Genomic DNA, 15754 nt, shown 5'->3' on the forward strand with positions numbered 1-15754 from the left:
AGTATTTTCATATAAGAGCCAAAAAAATCCCCAGGTTATGGGGATTTTACTTTTGTTGTGAGTTATTGTTTCTCAGGAAACGCAAACATATCATCTGTTACTTCTGGATTAATCTCTATAGATTTAATCATAATCTCCTGCCCACCAGGCTGACCTTTTGCACCTGCAGTAATTGACATAGGGAAGTAGATACCCTCTACTTCTTGATAATCACTAAGTTTTGTTTGAGAAACCATACCTTTCATTGGACCAGAAGAAACCTCTTGCTCTACTACAATAGGTACAAAATTCTCTGTATCAAAATAATAAGTTCCTACAGAAGGTGTTTCTTTCCCGTCAACCATAATAGGCTCCTTAGTTAATCTAATTTTATAAGTCTCTGTTCCTTCAACTGTTTCTTTTCCTACTAACTCTACTGTATATCCTTTATCTAGATAATTTAAAAATGGATCTGCAAAATCATTCATTTCCAATTTTGCATTCGCAGTTGTTTCTGCATCACTTTTTTCGGCAGCCATGGTCATTTGATTGGTATTCCACATAGTCTCACCATCAAAAACGCCTTGATAGAACTTCATTCCTTGAAATTCTGCCATTGTCATTTGTTTACCCTCTTTGGTCTGTACCATAGTCATAGGAAGTTCCATTCCTTGAACTTTTACAGCCCCTTCAAATTTCAAAGCTTCTAGAGAATTCCAAGCATCAAGACCACCGGTATTTTCAAAATAGTTAGCAATAATCTCTTCAGCAGTTTGTGCTTGTGTTGTTGCTACAAATGAGAATATCATTGCAACAACCATAAATTTAATTGTTTTCATAGTATTTTTTGTTAATGTTATATTCTTATGGTTAATTGTAAGACGATTGAAGTCCATGTTTGTTACAAAAAAATATATGAAATTTTAAAAACATGAAAATGAGTATTAAACCTATTTGTTATATTTTTAATAATTCATCTTTGATTGGAAATTTATGAAATTCGGCGTAGTAGATAATCCACAGCAAATAGATTTTACTTTACCTCCTGATCATCCTGATACGGAGCGTGTTTTGAGGGACGCTTTCGCGAAAGCAAAAAATAAAAATCTTCAACTATACGTAGGCTGCGCAAAATGGAATAAAGCAGAGCTCAAAGGATTTTATCCAAAAGGGGTGAAAGATGAGTTGACTTATTATACGAGTCAATTTAATAGTATTGAACTTAATGCTACTTTCTATAGGCTATTTCCAAAGGAGCAATTTGTAAAATGGTATGATAAAGCCCCAGAGGGTTTTAAATTTTTTCCTAAAATCACAAATATAATCAGCCACCGAAAGCGGTTGATTGATGCTCAAGAATTTATTCCAGAATATGTGGACCATGTTTCTATGTTGCAAGAAAAACTAGGCACGGTGTTTTTACAAATGCACAATAATTTTCAACCTAAAGATTTTGATCGGGTAGATAATTTTGTAAATCACTGGCCAGAAAATTTACCTATTGCATTAGAATTTCGTCATACAGACTGGTTTAATAATCCAGAAGTAGCCGAAAGATTATACCATTTACTTGAAGAGCATCATATGGCAAATGTGATTGTTGATACCGCAGGTCGTCGCGATATTATGCATATGCGTTTAACTAATGGAGAGGCATTTATTAGATACGTTGGTGCAAACCATCCAAGTGACTACGCACGGCTTGATGCTTGGATAGAGCGTCTCCAATATTGGGTTGACTTAGGATTAAGAAAGATTAATTTTTTTGTACATCAAAATGTAGAGCAAGAAAGTACAGTATTATCTGCTTACTTTATTAAAAAAATGAACTCTACATTAGGAACAAATCTTCATGTTCCTCATAGCGCTCATACAGGAGAACAAACATTGTTTTAATTATTAATTAACCTCATTAGATTGGGTTTCGATAAATCGATTCTACAATATAATATTGAAACATTGATTTTAAAATACGATGAACCCTTAAAGTATTCTTAATAGGCTTAAGTAAGAATCAAATGTCTTTTATATTTGTGTCGTGCACGATATAATTACAATGGATGGATAACAAAAATAAATTGCATTTAGACAATCAGGTGTGTTTTCCTCTCTATTCTGTCTCAAGATTACTAACTCAAGCATATAAACCTTATTTGGATAAGTGGGGTATTACATATCCTCAATATTTAGTTTTGATGGTTTTGTGGGAAACAGATATGGTATCAGTTAAGCATATCTCTAAAACCTTAATGCTTAATACAAATACAATCTCTCCTCTATTAAGAAGGATGGAGAATCTTGATTTAATTAAACGTACGCGAAGTAAAAATGATGAACGTAGTATTCTTATTTCGCTATCGCAAAAAGGAAGGACAATAAAGAAAAGAGCAGCACATATCCCTGAAAATTTACTTAAAACCTTGTGTAGTGACACTATTGAGCTAGAGGATATAAACCGATTAAAAAAGACAGTAGAGGCACTAATCTACACTTTGTCTACAAACGATAATAAAGATTAATTTAAAAAAATATATGGATTTACTAGAGAATTTAGAATGGAGATACGCTGCTAAAGCAATGAATGGTAATAAAATTCCGCAAGAAAAAATAGATAAAATTTTAGAAGCAATAAGATTAGCACCTACTTCTAGCGGGTTACAACCTTTTGAAGTTTTTGTTATAACAAATGATAGCGTAAAACAAAAAATTAAAGCGGTAGCTTGGGACCAGCAGGTTGTAACACAATGTTCTCATTTATTAGTTTTTACTGCTTGGGATACCTATACTGAAGATCGTATAAATTACATGTTTGATCTTACAAATGAAAAACGTGGTTTTGAAAATGAAGGTTGGGAAAATTATAGACAGCAACTATTAAACTCTTATCCTCAAAAGAGTGATGAAGAAAACCTTAATCATGCAGCACGACAGGCATATATTGCATTTGCACATGCGATAATGGCAGCTGCAAATGAAAAAGTTGACGCCACCCCAATGGAAGGGTTTGATCCGAATGCAGTAGATGAAATTTTAGGATTGCCATCAAAAGGTCTTAAAAGTTGTGTTTTACTACCATTAGGTTATAGAGATGTTTCAGAAGACTGGCTTGTAAATTTAGAGAAAGTGAGAAAACCTATGGATAAGATGGTGACCATCATATCATAGTAAATAAATTGAATATTAATTAAAAATTATAATTATGAATGTATTATTTGTATTAACATCACACGATGAACTCGGAGATACGGGTGAAAAAACTGGATTTTGGGTAGAAGAATTTGCCGGCCCATATTATACACTAAGAGATAAAGGTGTTAATATTACTCTAGCTACACCTAAAGGTGGTAAAGCCCCTATTGACCCTAGCAGTGATACTGAGGATGCTGCGACTAAATTTACCAAGCGTTTTGATAAAGATCCAGAAGCACAAGAGCGTATTAATAACACTGCTGTGTTATCTACAATGGATGCGTCAGATTTTGATGCTGTTTTTTATCCAGGAGGACACGGCCCGCTATGGGACCTGGCAAATGATAAGACATCCATAGCATTGATTGAAACTTTTAATAAGCAAGAAAAACCTGTCGCATTTGTATGTCATGCACCAGCAGCTTTAAAAGATGTATCTGGTACTGACGGAGAGCCTCTAGTAAAAGGGAAGAAAGTTACTGGATTTACAAATTCAGAAGAAGAGGCTGTACAACTTAAAGATGTTGTTCCGTTTTTAGTTGAGGATATGCTCAAGAAAAATGGAGGAATCTACTCTAAAGCAGATGACTGGGCTGAGTATGCGTTACAGGATGGTAATCTTATAACAGGTCAAAATCCAGCATCATCAGTATTAGTAGCAAACAAACTATATGATTCTCTAAGTTCATAAAGTCTATTATACAAAAAACAGCGGCTACTCTTACTAAAGAAGTAGTCGCTGTATTTATATAGTAAACTTTTTAAAATTATATGCCAGTATAATTTTCTGGAGTAATTGCTTTTAATTCTGTTTTTATTTCATCGCTCACGTGAAGTGTATCAATAAATTCAGCTATTGAAATACGAGTGATTTTGCTGTTTACACGAGTTAGTTCTTTGAGTGTTTCGTAAGGATTAGGATAAGCCTCACGTCGTAATATCGTCTGTATAGCTTCTGCCACCACTGCCCAGTTATTTTCAAGATCTGCAGCTATTTTTTCTTCATTGATTAGCAATTTGTTTAATCCTTTTGAAGTAGACTGTAAACCAATTAGTGTATGACCAATAGGCACACCTATATTTCTTAATACAGTACTATCTGTAAGGTCACGCTGTAGACGAGAAATAGGCAATTTGGCTGAAAGATGTTCAAAAATAGCATTTGCTATTCCTAGATTACCTTCACTATTTTCAAAATCTATTGGGTTTACTTTGTGAGGCATTGCACTGGACCCTACTTCCCCTTTTTTAATTTTTTGTTTGAAGTAATCCATAGATACATAGGTCCAGAAATCACGATCTAAATCAATTAAGATCGTATTTATACGTTTCATTCCATCAAATAATGCTGCCATGTGGTCATAATGCTCAATTTGTGTTGTAGGAAAAGAATGCTGCATCTTAAGAGTACCGTGTACAAATGATTTTCCAAAAGCTCGCCAATCTATTTGGGGATAAGCTACATGATGGGCATTAAAGTTTCCAGTCGCACCGCCAAATTTTGCTGCGCTAGGGATATCATTCAACAAATTAATTTGCTCTTCTAAGCGCACTACAAATACTTGAATTTCTTTCCCTAAACGTGTAGGAGATGCTGGTTGACCGTGTGTACGAGCAAGAAGAGGTATACTTCCCCACTCATCAACTAGCTGTCGCAAGTGATCTACAACTTCAAGAAGTTGCGGTATGTACACTTGATTCATAGCATCCTTTAATGATAAGGGAATGGCCGTATTGTTAATATCTTGAGAGGTAAGACCAAAATGGATAAATTCTTTATACTCAGATAAGTTTAAAGCATCAAATTTTTCCTTTATAAAATACTCAACAGCCTTGACGTCGTGGTTGGTTACTTTCTCTATCTCTTTGATAGCTTGTGCATCGTCGGTAGTAAAATCTGAGTAAATTTCGCGTAAAGCGATAAAAGATTTTGTAGTTACATCATTGAGTTGAGGAAGTGGTAGTTCACAAAGTGCAATAAAATACTCGATCTCTACTTTTACTCTATATTTTATGAGTGCTTCTTCAGAAAAGAAAGGTACAAGACTATCTGTTTTTGAAGCATAACGACCATCAATAGGAGAAATGGCTTTAAGTGGTGACAGCGACATATGGCGTGTTTTGATTAAGGAAGCAAATATAAAAAGAAGAGATGGCTTGACCGAATTTAAAGTGATTATAAAAGTCCTCGCGCTTTAATTTCTAAATACTTATTAATGGTATTTACCGTAAGATCATCAGGCTTCGTAAGTATAGTTTGGATACCATATTTTTCTAAGGTTGCTACCATTACTTTTTTATCATAGTAAGATTTTTCTGCAATTGTTTTATGGTATACTTCGGGAAGGGTATGTGCTTTTTTATGGATAAGATTTTCGAGTTCTGTGTTTTGAAAAAAGATCACCACGAGAACATGCTTTCGCGAAAGCGCTTTTAAATAAGGAAGCTGTCTTTCTAAAGCAGAGATGTGCTCAAAATTAGTATATAAGAGTAATAAACTACGCTGTGTGATTTTGCGTTTAACTTGCGTATACAATGCGCCAAAATCGCTATCTAAAAACTTTGTATTAACACTATATAGCACTTCTAGAATAGTTTGTAAGTGTGTTTTTTTACTACTTGCAGGCAGCTGATTTATGATGGTATTTGCAAAAGTAACCATTCCTACTTTATCCTTCTTTTTAAGCGCAATATTTGAAAAAGCTAGTGTGCTGTTTATGGCATAGTCTAATAGTGAAAGCCCATTAAAAGGCATTTTCATTACCCTACTTGCATCAATGATAGCATATACGGGCTGTGCCTTTTCATCTTGAAACTGATTTACCATTAAACTAGCACGCTTTGCTGTAGCTTTCCAATTAATAGTACGGGCATCATCACCTATCACATAATCTTTGATTTGTTCAAACTCCATCGTATGGCCTATACGTCGTAATTTTTTCATTCCGTGTAGAGTAAGTCTATTGTCTAGCGCCAGAAATGCATATCGCTTCATCTGGATAAATGACGGATACACTTTAACCATCTGATCATTTTCAAATCTATATCTCCTTCTAATTAATGCGATTTTAGAACTCACATAGAGGTTGAGGTGGCCAAATATATATTCACCTCTTTCTGTGGGTCTTAGGTAGTAAGAAAAATCCTTTGATGATTTTGCAGGAATAAAAAGCGTTTTAGAAAAATCTCGTTTTTGGAATTGAACGGGTATTTCATCAATGATAGCTATATTGACCTTAAAAGGGTATTTATTTTCAACTCTTATGATCAATTCATTTGCATCGCTATTTGAAAATTTTTCTGGGAGAGCTCTTACCGCATTAATTTTTCCGCTTTCGCGAAAGAGTACTAAGGCATCTATAAAAACAAATACAACTAATAATAGCAACAAGACATTTGCCACACCAAAAAAGCTGTTGAAAAAATAGGAGACTATATAACACACCCCGATGCTTCCTAAGCAATAAAATAGTCGCTCATGAACAAAAAAGCCTTTTATGAATTTGATTATGCCCAATTTTTTATCTTGGAATTTCAACAGATTGTACGATCATATCTATTACTTGCTCTGTGGTCATTCCTTCCATTTCACGCTCTGGAGAAAGTATAAGACGATGACGTAGTACAGGAGTTACAGCCCTCTTAACATCTTCTGGAATTACAAAATCTCTACCTCCAATCGCTGCAAATGCTTTAGAAGCATTCATTATGGCAAGAGATGCACGAGGAGATCCTCCTAAGTATAGGTGAGGATGTGTACGGGTTTTTACAACAACCTCTGCTACGTATTTTACTACTTTTTCTTCTATAAGAACCTCTTGAGTTTGCTTTCTAAAGAGCGCTAATTTCTCAGGAGTGATTACAGGTTCAATTGATCCTTGAGGGTTACTGCCCTTGCGGTCATGATGTGTTTGCAATATTGAGATTTCTTCCTCTAGAGAAGGGTAATCTACTCTAATTTTAAATAAAAACCGATCTAATTGTGCTTCTGGTAGGGCGTAGGTTCCTTCTTGTTCTACAGGGTTTTGAGTGGCTAGTACCATAAATGGAGGTTCCATTTTGTACTTTGTACCATCAATAGTTATTTGCCGTTCTTCCATCACTTCAAAAAGTGCAGCTTGCGTCTTTGCAGGAGCACGATTGATTTCATCTATGAGAACTATATTTGAAAAAATTGGACCCTTCTTAAATTCAAACTCACTGGTTTTCATATTTAGAATGGATGTGCCTAATACATCACTAGGCATCAAATCTGGAGTGAATTGTAACCTGCCAAATTCTGTTTGTAATGTTTTTGCAAATAATTTTGCAGTCACTGTTTTTGCAATACCAGGGACCCCTTCAATCAGAACGTGTCCGTCTGATAATAAAGCTACTATTAATAACTCCACAAACTCACTCTGGCCTATTATAATTTTTCCTAACTCTTCCCTTATGGCATTTGCTGCGGTGCGTAATTCCTCTAATGGAATTCTATTTTGAAAAGAAATAGAATCATCACTACTATTAAGATTCTCAGGAGTAGGAGGCGTGTTTATCTTACCGTCTATGTTTGATTGATTCTCTGAGTTTTGAGGTATATTCTCTTCCATTATTTTAAAATTTTAAAATCTTCAATTCTTCTATTAAGCTCTAATAATTCCTCTTTGCTTACATTTTCATTGTTGCGTAAAGAAACTATGTAATTAACAAGTGACCTTGTTTCTTCAACGGTATTATTACTTTTTACCGCCAAGGTTAAGATAAATTCTTCATTAATTCTTGCAGTGTTAAGTAAATAAGTACTTCGTATATATTCTAGAAAATAATTTATTTGGTGGGAGGTAATACTTTTGTGATCTTTTTTATCAAGGTACATGCCAGCAATTGTCTTTGTAAAAGCTAACGTCTGGTTAGGTAATGGTTTAATTATAGGGATAGCTCGCTGTTTTCTTCGCCCTTCAAAAATCACCCATAGTAGAGTGCTTACAATAAGCATGTAATATGCCCACCGGAGATAGCGGTTATTAAGGAATACATAAAGCGGACTTATATATTGTGTTTTTCCATTTTTATAATGATTATCCCAAAAAATTGTTTGATCATCATTAATATACGACAGTGCATCTTGTGTATATGTAAAATTATTCTCGCGTAATATGAAGTAATTTGTAAATGTGCTAGGCATTAAATGAATGAAGATATCTCCTTTTCCAAATCTCTGCTTTACAAAATTTACTTCAGGTTGATGTACTGTTATAGTGTCTTTACTTTTTGAAAAGCTAAACTCTCCTAGAACTTTAGTCTTTAACGTGTCTACCTCTGTAAAATATCCTGCGAGTGTCTCAATATCCAAGTAATACGGTATAGAGCGTTTTAATTCAGGGTTTACAAGGTTAACCAAAGGTTTTCTCTCAAAGTTGTCATAGTCATAGAAGACCTCTGTTTCTAGATTTAATGTATCAAGAATTGTGCTCCCTATCCCTCTAGATGCGATAAATAAATTATTCCCCTTTGACACCCAACTAAGAAGTTTTTTTGCTTCGGCTTCATCAAAACTTATATACTCATTTACAAAAAAATAAGTTCCATTTTGAGTACTACTATCCGTAAGAAACTCAAAAGGGGGACGGTTTACTTCTTTAAAACTTGAAGAATTACGGCTCTCTTTTAAAACGTCATGCAAGACAAAGGTCCCAAATGGAATTTTATCTGATTTTGAGTAGCTAGAATACCAATTAATAGGTTCTTCTTTACCAGACTCCATGTAAATTATTAGCGCAATAGCTACTAATAAAAATCCTGTAATTACCTTAAATTTAGAACTCATAGTGAACTATATAAGGTTTTAAATGAGGATTCTGCTTTCGCGAAAGCGTTCACATCAACTTCAAAATTTCCATACCAGATATAATCGTAAATGGCAGTTACCTTGCTAAATTGGTTTTTTGTGTTTTGATTTTGAATTTCATTGATATAATCGTGGTTTGTTTTTTGTACCTCCCAGTTAATAAGATCATTACTACTCATTTTTTGAAGAGTCATGAGGTAATAGTAACGAACGGCTATGCGATACTTTTTATTACGTATAGCTTGATCTAATAGTTTTTGTAAATCTGATCTTTGTATTAAAAGTTCATCATCAGAAAGCAATGTTTCTGGCACCTTTATTTTTTCCATGAGAAGATTACCACTATCCAATTTAAGAAATAGCCAGACAATTAGCGTCACTACTGCCACTATTAAGAGATAGGGTAGAGCTTTCACAATCATTGCCCATATCCCAACAGCTTCTTTACCATCTAGTAACCAATGAATGAATTTATGGTAAAGGTCATTTAATTTTTGCTTTAAGCGTGTCCACCAGTTATCTTCTGGTAAAGCTTCTTTATAATTAAAATCCTCGTTTACTTGGTATGCTTCTATACTTTTCTGATCAATGGGCACTCTAACAATGCTACTTTTGTCGTATTCTAAAGATTTACGTGGGTTTTGGTAAGACTCATCGATTGTAATTGTATCCTGTACAAGAATTGCTTTCTCTGCAATTGCTAAATTTTGAGCTATAGCAGCTCCATTTGCATAAAGCGAACTTATAAAAATTAGTAAGACAAAAGGAATTTTATTCATTTTTGCTCCCTATCTGGTCTATTTGATCAAGGCTGCCTGACTGATTTTTACGTTCATTTAGATTGAAATAAATGAAATTAACACAAATGGCTAAAATTACGTATAGTAGATAGTTTACTGAAGAAGCGATGATTTGTAATACAAGATATACGCCATCAAATAGTTCTTTTGGGTTACTCATACTTCCAGACTGCATAGAGGTGAAGGTCTTTATGAAAGTATAAATAGCCACAGGTATTTGAAAGACAAAACCTATTATTCCGATTAAAATTGCAATGATAAAAATTGTGATGAATGTCATCCACCATTCGCCTTTTACCAACTGTCCACTTAGAGAAAATGTTTCTGTTGTAGAAGTTTCTTGATTTGAGATAGTAGGATAAATTACACTAAATCGTACATATAAATAGAGTACTGGAAAAAAAGAAAGAAATAGTAATAGTATCCCTAAAGATTCTGATCCTGATGCAAATAAGTAACTCCCAAGTGCTGCTGGAATTAGGATAGCCGCTAGAAATATGAGCAAATTGACAAATCCAAGCCCAATGAATGATCCTGTTTTTTTCTTTATTTCATTAACAACAGCGGCCTTGTTAGGTTTATCTCCAGTAGCAATATATGCTTTAATATATTCTGAAACACTTCCATAAAGCATAGCATTATAAATAATACCTGTTGTACCTAGAGCTATAATGGCTATAATAAAACTACCAACATCTTGTCCCATATTTTCTACTGAAAAGAAATCTAGACCTGCAGATATTTTTGTGTAAAACCCTACTGCAATTATTAGTAATAAAAATGGGATGCTACATGTTTTTGCTAGGACTTTAAAGAGAGGTTTGAGGTTACGTCTTAAAAAAACAAAAGTATCACTAACGATTTGTCCTAATTCGCGTTGTTTTTTAAATATAATGTAGTTAGAGGTATTCATTTATATAATTCTTCAATGTTTGGAATAAGTGAAAGTCTTTTGAATTGATCTTTATGTTTTTTTATGGGGTAGTACACATAATAAAAAAATATTATGGATAATGAGCAACTAATTATAACTATTGCTAGCCAGTCTGGCATTTCTGTATGTCTAGTAACAAAGCCTTCTAAGAACCCAGCAATTATAAATAGCGGTACTGTACTTACCACTATTTTTAGTCCATTTTTCATGCCTTTTTTAAATGATTCTAATCTCGTGTAGGTGCCTGGAAAAAGGATAGAGTTCCCTAAAACCATTCCTGCACAACCCGCAATTATTATTACTGAAATTTCGATAGTCCCGTGAATCCAAATAGTTCTTACAGATTCCCAGCCGACACCTTGATCAAAGAAAAAATATTGAAAACTACCCAGCATGATTGCGTTTCTCATGATAATATATAGGGATCCTATGGTGAGAAGCATTCCGTACACAAATGCAAAAAAAGCAACTTTTATGTTGTTTATAGTGATTCCTAAAAACATATTAAGTTCACCTTGCTCTTTATAGACTCCCATGGGATCACCTTTTTCTATATTATCGAGTGTCATATTCACATAACCGTCTCCCATTATAGCTCTTACAAAGGTACTATCATTTGCTGCGCTATAGGCACCTATGAGGCTAAATAGCAAAAAGGTCAGAAAAGCAATTAAAAGCTGCTTTTGATAACGATACATAATAAGTGGGAACTCCTCTGTAAAAAATGTGATAAATCTTTTACTAGACTCTCTCTTAGTTTTGTAAATGATTAAGTGTGATTGTGATGCAAGATAATTGAGATACTCTAGGGTTTTAGATTGAGGATAAAATGTTTGTGCATAGCTTAAGTGATCTGTTATCTCCATATATAAATTAGATAACTTATCTGGATGCATATGATCTTTGTTGATCAAAACACTTTCAAAAGTTAACCATTTATCCTTATTTTGCTTGACAAAAGCTGCTTCGCGCATTCTTCAAAATTCTAGAGGTAAAGAAAAAGAATATATGGATAACTTTCAAATAGAAACCGCTCAAAATGTTAGTATTTATCAGAATGTGTCTGGTATAGGTGAACGTATTGTAGCATTTATCATAGACGGAATTATTTTAATTGCTTACTGGATAGTATCGTTACTTTTATTAGCAAAATTTGGTTTAGAGAGCCAAAATTTTAGGGATATATGGGTTTTCTATCTAATCATAGGCTTGCCTGTTTTTTTATATTACCTCCTCTTTGAAACTTTTTGGAATGGAAAAACACCAGGGAAAGCTGCCATGAAGCTCAAAGTTGTAAAGTTAGATGGTTCAAAACCAGGCTTTGGAAGTTTTTTTGTAAGATGGATAATGCGCATAGTTGATATATCTATCACATCTGGAGGAATAGCAGTTGTAAGTATATTAATGACAGAGAGAGGACAGCGTCTGGGGGATATGGCAGCAGGAACAACTGTAATTACAGAACGGAAACGTGTGCGACTTTCAGATAGTTTAATGATTGATATACCTGATGATTATAAGCCCTTATATCCACAAGTAACCGTTTTTAATGATAAAGATGTCCAGTTAATAAAAACATTGTTTGTAGATGCTAGAAAAAATGCAAATCATAATGTTATAGTAAAGCTGGCTGAGAAACTTCAAGCTAAAATGGGAGTCACTCCGGAAGAAACAAATATTGATTTTATAGAACGTGTACTAGCAGATTATAATTATTATACACAACAGTAATGGATATAAGTACTATAATAGATATTCTCGGAACGATATCATTCGCAATTTCTGGAGCACTTACAGCAATGCGTAAGAAACTTGATCTTTTTGGTATACTAATAATTGCTTTAGTTACTTCAGTAGGAGGAGGGACATTGCGAGATATACTCATTGGTAAAACTCCAGTGAGCTGGATGCTCAACATGACTTTTGTATATGTAATTTTTGGCGCTACGATGATTGCAATTATATTCAGAAGTTATTTAAAGTATGTACGAAGATCTTTGTTTTTATTTGATACTATCGGTATAGCTTTATATACAATGGCAGGTGTACAGATTGCTACGGCAGCTGGATTGTCGCCAGTGATTTGCGTCATCATTGGCACCATTTCAGCATGTTTTGGTGGAGTAATACGTGACATTTTATGTAATGAAATTCCCATTATTTTTCATAAAGAAATTTATGCAACTACTTGTATTTTGGGAGCAAGCATCTTTTTGATGCTTACGCATTATGGCTTGCAAACATCGTGGTCGATGGTAATTGCAGGGAGTATTATAATTACAATTAGAACATTAGCTGTGGTAAAGGGATGGAGTTTACCTTCTGTATACAAAAATCCTTAAAAATTAATAAGGTTCCCGTTAAAGCGAGAACCTTATTAAAATAGTCTTCAGTAAAAGTTTTAAAAATTTTAAAGGCTAATTCAAATAATTTACAAAACTGATTTAATAAAAAGTAGAAGTCTATTGTGTAATAATCGTTTTTTTTCTTAAATAATTACACTTTTTTAGGTTAATTAACTGTATTTTAACGAATTATACAATAATCTAATATTTTTTTAAATCCCGAGACTCGAGTTCTCGGGATTTTCTTGTTAGTCATAGCTTCTAACACTAACCATCAAAGTGTTCCCAGTAAAATGAGAACTAAAACACTGACTAACAATTAAGTTAACTTATCTTATAGACGGAAAGAAATAAGAATAGTTACATCAATATTAAATTTTTAACTTTACCTTATGTTAAAACCTACTTTAGTTATAGGGGCGTCACTTAAACCCAACCGATATTCTCATAGAGCGATTATACGTTTAAACGCACAAAATCATCCTGTTATGGCTGTAGGCCTTAGGGGAGGATTGGTTGGGAATGTAAAAATTATTGACTTTACAACTGCAATCGCTTCTCAAAGTTTTGCAGAAAATAATATTGATACCGTGACATTATATCTAAACCCTACACGTCAAGAGGCATATTATGATTTTATTAAAAAACTTAGCCCTAAGAGAGTGATTTTTAATCCAGGAACAGAAAACCCTGATTTTTATGAAATACTTAAAAATGAAGCAATAGAGGTGGAGGTTGCTTGTACATTAGTATTATTAGCTACTAATAATTACTAGTTTTTAGATAAAGTGCTTAATCTAAGTTTGTGATACTCTTCGAAATCGCAGCTTCTTTTTTAGAATGTATTGATGCGGGAGTTGTGATAACTGGTATTAAAAATTCATAGCACATTTTCTTCTTAAAGAGTACGCTTTCGCGAAAGCATATACACCACACATTAGAAATCAAGCTTTATTTTTATTATCATGAAAGTAAAAAGTAAAAAATTTAATTGGAAAAATTTAGCATTCATAATCTCGATACTTCTGCTTATTATACCACAAACTCGTACCCCTATTCAGATTGTAGTTAATCAAATAAAGGCAGCATTGTTTTCTCCATCTGCAATAAGTCAGTCTAGACAAATTAATATAGAACCATTCTCATATAAGCTACAAACGTTAGATGGAGGTCAGAGAGATATATTGGTAGGTGATGGCAGTGTTGTATTTTTAAGTTATTGGGCAACATGGTGCCCTCCATGTATTGCAGAATTACCTTCAATTGAGAAACTGTATGAAGATTATAATAACAAAGTAACGTTTTTATTAATTACTGATGAAGATCCTAAGATTGTAAAAAAATTCCTAGATAAAAAGGGATACAGTCTACCTGTTTACATGCCTTTGATAAAAACACCGCCTATATTATTTGAACGGACGATACCTACAAATTATGTTATTGATCAAAATGGCAAAATTATAATTAAAGAACAAGGTGCGTCTAATTGGAATAGTGAACAGGTTAGAGAGGTTTTTGATAATTTACTAGTCACTGACTAGACTAATTTTGTATTCTCCAGAATATAAATGAGATGTTGGTTGAATCTGATGAAATTTTTGCAGTGAGAACATCATCAAAATAGGAGTACTTTATTTTTTTTGGAAATTCATTTTCGGGATTTTCAGCTACAAATGAAGATTTATCCATTTTTGTAATTTCAAAATCAGTTGGTGTTTCGTTAGGTCCACTTATGCTTAAACTCCATTCATTATCTTTTCTTCTTAAAGTCATACGCTCACTAAAAGCAGTATCGTTACCTACTAGCGTGTAACCGTGACCTCTAAGCTCAAAATTGCTAATTGATTTCCAATGTTCTTTGGTCACTCTTCCATCAGGTTGGTTCGTTCGCTCCCAGTCACCCAAGAGGAAGTTGAAAGGAGTGACTGTTTTTGGCTGTTCATTTTTACAACTTAAAAGAATCACACTTAATATGAATAGAAGACTAACTTTCATAAGAGATTTGTTTTAAAGTTGGTTTCTCAACAAGGTGGGTAAGGATACCATAAATAAAATAGCTTTAGATTACCCGTGCATTGTTTCTTTTACACTAAGCTCTTTCATAACTTGTTTTTCAAAATCTAAGAGCTCTTGCCATTTTTCATCCACTTTTTTACGATCTCCATATTTTCTGGCAAAATTTAAGAACATCGTATAATGACCAGCTTCACTTATCATGAGCTTTCTGTAAAACTTAGCCAATTTCTTATCTTCCAATTCTTCGGATAATAAGCGAAAGCGTTCACAACTCCTTCCTTCAATAAGTGCTGCAACTAATAGTCTGTTAATTAGACTCTCTACACGAGAACCTCCCTTTGGGAAATAAAATCTTAGTTTATGAACATATTCGTCCTTACGCTCACGGCCTAAGTGTAGACCACGTTCTACCATAAGATCATGGACCATTTTAAAATGGCTCATTTCTTCTATCGCAAGGTCACTCATCGCGCTCACAAGTTCAGAATACTCTGGAAATCCAATTATAAAAGAAATAGCACTGGATGCAGCTTTTTGCTCACAATATGCATGGTCAGTTAGAATTTCTTCTATATTTTTTTCTACAATATTAACCCACCTAGGATCTGTAGGTAATTTAAGGTGTAGCATTTGTATTGCTTCTTTATTTTCCATAACAGTA

At 33.7% G+C, this 15754-nt stretch carries 18 protein-coding genes; 8 read left to right on the plus strand and 10 right to left on the minus strand.

Annotated features, from left to right (window positions below):
* Nucleotides 1–62: 62 nt before the first annotated feature.
* A complete protein-coding gene (locus OD90_RS01235; protein ID WP_144665509.1) occupies nucleotides 63–818 on the minus strand; it encodes an outer membrane lipoprotein-sorting protein in 756 nt (251 codons plus the stop codon).
* Between the two features lie 154 nt (nucleotides 819–972).
* On the opposite strand from OD90_RS01235, the gene OD90_RS01240 reads away from it, so the two are divergent.
* From OD90_RS01240 to OD90_RS01255, 4 genes are all read left to right on the plus strand, one after another.
* Nucleotides 973–1875, plus strand: coding sequence for a DUF72 domain-containing protein (locus tag OD90_RS01240; protein WP_144665511.1), 903 nt, complete (start codon nucleotides 973–975; stop codon nucleotides 1873–1875).
* 164 nt (nucleotides 1876–2039) lie between these two features.
* On the plus strand, nucleotides 2040–2498 hold the full coding sequence (locus OD90_RS01245) for a MarR family winged helix-turn-helix transcriptional regulator (RefSeq protein ID WP_144665513.1): 459 nt from the start codon (nucleotides 2040–2042) through the stop codon (nucleotides 2496–2498).
* A 13-nt stretch (nucleotides 2499–2511) separates the two neighbouring features.
* The gene (locus OD90_RS01250) at nucleotides 2512–3144 is read left to right on the plus strand and encodes a nitroreductase family protein (RefSeq protein WP_144665515.1); all 633 of its coding nucleotides are present in this window, start codon (nucleotides 2512–2514) and stop codon (nucleotides 3142–3144) included.
* 34 nt (nucleotides 3145–3178) lie between these two features.
* On the plus strand, nucleotides 3179–3859 hold the full coding sequence (locus tag OD90_RS01255; protein ID WP_144665517.1) for a type 1 glutamine amidotransferase domain-containing protein: 681 nt from the start codon (nucleotides 3179–3181) through the stop codon (nucleotides 3857–3859).
* A gap of 76 nt (nucleotides 3860–3935) precedes the next feature.
* Here the strand turns inward: OD90_RS01255 and purB are convergent, their stop codons facing one another.
* From purB to OD90_RS01290, 7 genes are all read right to left on the minus strand, one after another.
* Entirely contained in the window at nucleotides 3936–5279 is a 1344-nt protein-coding gene (purB, locus tag OD90_RS01260) for an adenylosuccinate lyase (protein ID WP_144665519.1), read from the minus strand.
* A 65-nt stretch (nucleotides 5280–5344) separates the two neighbouring features.
* Complete coding sequence (locus tag OD90_RS01265) at nucleotides 5345–6679, minus strand: DUF58 domain-containing protein (protein WP_144669607.1); 1335 nt, start codon at nucleotides 6677–6679, stop codon at nucleotides 5345–5347.
* Between the two features lie 10 nt (nucleotides 6680–6689).
* A complete protein-coding gene (locus OD90_RS01270) occupies nucleotides 6690–7760 on the minus strand; it encodes an AAA family ATPase (protein ID WP_144665521.1) in 1071 nt (356 codons plus the stop codon).
* Nucleotides 7760–8977: a DUF4350 domain-containing protein gene (locus OD90_RS01275; RefSeq protein WP_144665523.1), complete on the minus strand. Its 1218-nt coding sequence runs from the start codon at nucleotides 8975–8977 to the stop codon at nucleotides 7760–7762. Before OD90_RS01275 ends, OD90_RS01270 begins: the two co-directional genes overlap by 1 nt.
* The gene (locus OD90_RS01280; RefSeq protein ID WP_144665525.1) at nucleotides 8974–9777 is read right to left on the minus strand and encodes a DUF4129 domain-containing protein; all 804 of its coding nucleotides are present in this window, start codon (nucleotides 9775–9777) and stop codon (nucleotides 8974–8976) included. The genes OD90_RS01275 and OD90_RS01280 overlap by 4 nt, the downstream gene beginning before the upstream one ends.
* Nucleotides 9770–10711 (minus strand): hypothetical protein, encoded by a 942-nt coding sequence (locus OD90_RS01285; protein ID WP_144665527.1) that lies wholly within the window; start codon nucleotides 10709–10711, stop codon nucleotides 9770–9772. The genes OD90_RS01280 and OD90_RS01285 overlap by 8 nt, the downstream gene beginning before the upstream one ends.
* Nucleotides 10708–11706 carry a stage II sporulation protein M gene (locus OD90_RS01290; protein ID WP_144665529.1) on the minus strand — a complete coding sequence of 333 codons (999 nt, stop codon included), beginning with the start codon at nucleotides 11704–11706 and terminating at the stop codon, nucleotides 10708–10710. The genes OD90_RS01285 and OD90_RS01290 overlap by 4 nt, the downstream gene beginning before the upstream one ends.
* Nucleotides 11707–11740: 34 nt before the next feature.
* Here OD90_RS01290 and OD90_RS01295 point away from each other — a divergent pair, with 34 nt between their 5' ends.
* The 4 genes from OD90_RS01295 to OD90_RS01310 all read left to right on the plus strand — a co-directional run bounded on the left by OD90_RS01295 (nucleotide 11741) and on the right by OD90_RS01310 (nucleotide 14618).
* Nucleotides 11741–12463 carry an RDD family protein gene (locus OD90_RS01295; RefSeq protein ID WP_144665531.1) on the plus strand — a complete coding sequence of 241 codons (723 nt, stop codon included), beginning with the start codon at nucleotides 11741–11743 and terminating at the stop codon, nucleotides 12461–12463.
* Nucleotides 12463–13074: a trimeric intracellular cation channel family protein gene (locus OD90_RS01300; protein WP_144665533.1), complete on the plus strand. Its 612-nt coding sequence runs from the start codon at nucleotides 12463–12465 to the stop codon at nucleotides 13072–13074. Before OD90_RS01295 ends, OD90_RS01300 begins: the two co-directional genes overlap by 1 nt.
* A gap of 395 nt (nucleotides 13075–13469) precedes the next feature.
* Entirely contained in the window at nucleotides 13470–13853 is a 384-nt protein-coding gene (locus tag OD90_RS01305) for a CoA-binding protein (RefSeq protein WP_144665535.1), read from the plus strand.
* 312 nt (nucleotides 13854–14165) lie between these two features.
* Complete coding sequence (locus tag OD90_RS01310; RefSeq protein ID WP_186434686.1) at nucleotides 14166–14618, plus strand: TlpA family protein disulfide reductase; 453 nt, start codon at nucleotides 14166–14168, stop codon at nucleotides 14616–14618.
* Between the two features lies 1 nt (nucleotide 14619).
* On the opposite strand, the gene OD90_RS01315 is transcribed toward OD90_RS01310, so the two are convergent.
* Both OD90_RS01315 and OD90_RS01320 read right to left on the minus strand, forming a co-directional pair.
* Entirely contained in the window at nucleotides 14620–15072 is a 453-nt protein-coding gene (locus OD90_RS01315) for a DUF6265 family protein (protein WP_144665539.1), read from the minus strand.
* A 69-nt stretch (nucleotides 15073–15141) separates the two neighbouring features.
* On the minus strand, nucleotides 15142–15723 hold the full coding sequence (locus OD90_RS01320; protein WP_144669608.1) for a tRNA-(ms[2]io[6]A)-hydroxylase: 582 nt from the start codon (nucleotides 15721–15723) through the stop codon (nucleotides 15142–15144).
* Nucleotides 15724–15754: the final 31 nt, after the last annotated feature.

It is taken from the genome of Dokdonia sp. Hel_I_53, assembly GCF_007827465.1.
GTDB lineage: Bacteria > Bacteroidota > Bacteroidia > Flavobacteriales > Flavobacteriaceae > Dokdonia.

Excerpts from the sequence above, each read along its gene's own strand:
- OD90_RS01235 (WP_144665509.1), bottom strand. The coding sequence starts at position 818 with ATGAAAACAATTAAATTTATGGTTGTTGCAATGATATTCTCATTTGTA.
- OD90_RS01240 (WP_144665511.1), top strand. The coding sequence starts at position 973 with ATGAAATTCGGCGTAGTAGATAATCCACAGCAAATAGATTTTACTTTA.
- OD90_RS01245 (WP_144665513.1), top strand. The coding sequence starts at position 2,040 with ATGGATAACAAAAATAAATTGCATTTAGACAATCAGGTGTGTTTTCCT.
- OD90_RS01250 (WP_144665515.1), top strand. The coding sequence starts at position 2,512 with ATGGATTTACTAGAGAATTTAGAATGGAGATACGCTGCTAAAGCAATG.
- OD90_RS01255 (WP_144665517.1), top strand. The coding sequence starts at position 3,179 with ATGAATGTATTATTTGTATTAACATCACACGATGAACTCGGAGATACG.
- purB (WP_144665519.1), bottom strand. The coding sequence starts at position 5,279 with ATGTCGCTGTCACCACTTAAAGCCATTTCTCCTATTGATGGTCGTTAT.
- OD90_RS01270 (WP_144665521.1), bottom strand. The coding sequence starts at position 7,760 with ATGGAAGAGAATATACCTCAAAACTCAGAGAATCAATCAAACATAGAC.
- OD90_RS01275 (WP_144665523.1), bottom strand. The coding sequence starts at position 8,977 with ATGAGTTCTAAATTTAAGGTAATTACAGGATTTTTATTAGTAGCTATT.
- OD90_RS01280 (WP_144665525.1), bottom strand. The coding sequence starts at position 9,777 with ATGAATAAAATTCCTTTTGTCTTACTAATTTTTATAAGTTCGCTTTAT.
- OD90_RS01285 (WP_144665527.1), bottom strand. The coding sequence starts at position 10,711 with ATGAATACCTCTAACTACATTATATTTAAAAAACAACGCGAATTAGGA.
- OD90_RS01290 (WP_144665529.1), bottom strand. The coding sequence starts at position 11,706 with ATGCGCGAAGCAGCTTTTGTCAAGCAAAATAAGGATAAATGGTTAACT.
- OD90_RS01295 (WP_144665531.1), top strand. The coding sequence starts at position 11,741 with ATGGATAACTTTCAAATAGAAACCGCTCAAAATGTTAGTATTTATCAG.
- OD90_RS01300 (WP_144665533.1), top strand. The coding sequence starts at position 12,463 with ATGGATATAAGTACTATAATAGATATTCTCGGAACGATATCATTCGCA.
- OD90_RS01305 (WP_144665535.1), top strand. The coding sequence starts at position 13,470 with ATGTTAAAACCTACTTTAGTTATAGGGGCGTCACTTAAACCCAACCGA.
- OD90_RS01315 (WP_144665539.1), bottom strand. The coding sequence starts at position 15,072 with ATGAAAGTTAGTCTTCTATTCATATTAAGTGTGATTCTTTTAAGTTGT.
- OD90_RS01320 (WP_144669608.1), bottom strand. The coding sequence starts at position 15,723 with ATGCTACACCTTAAATTACCTACAGATCCTAGGTGGGTTAATATTGTA.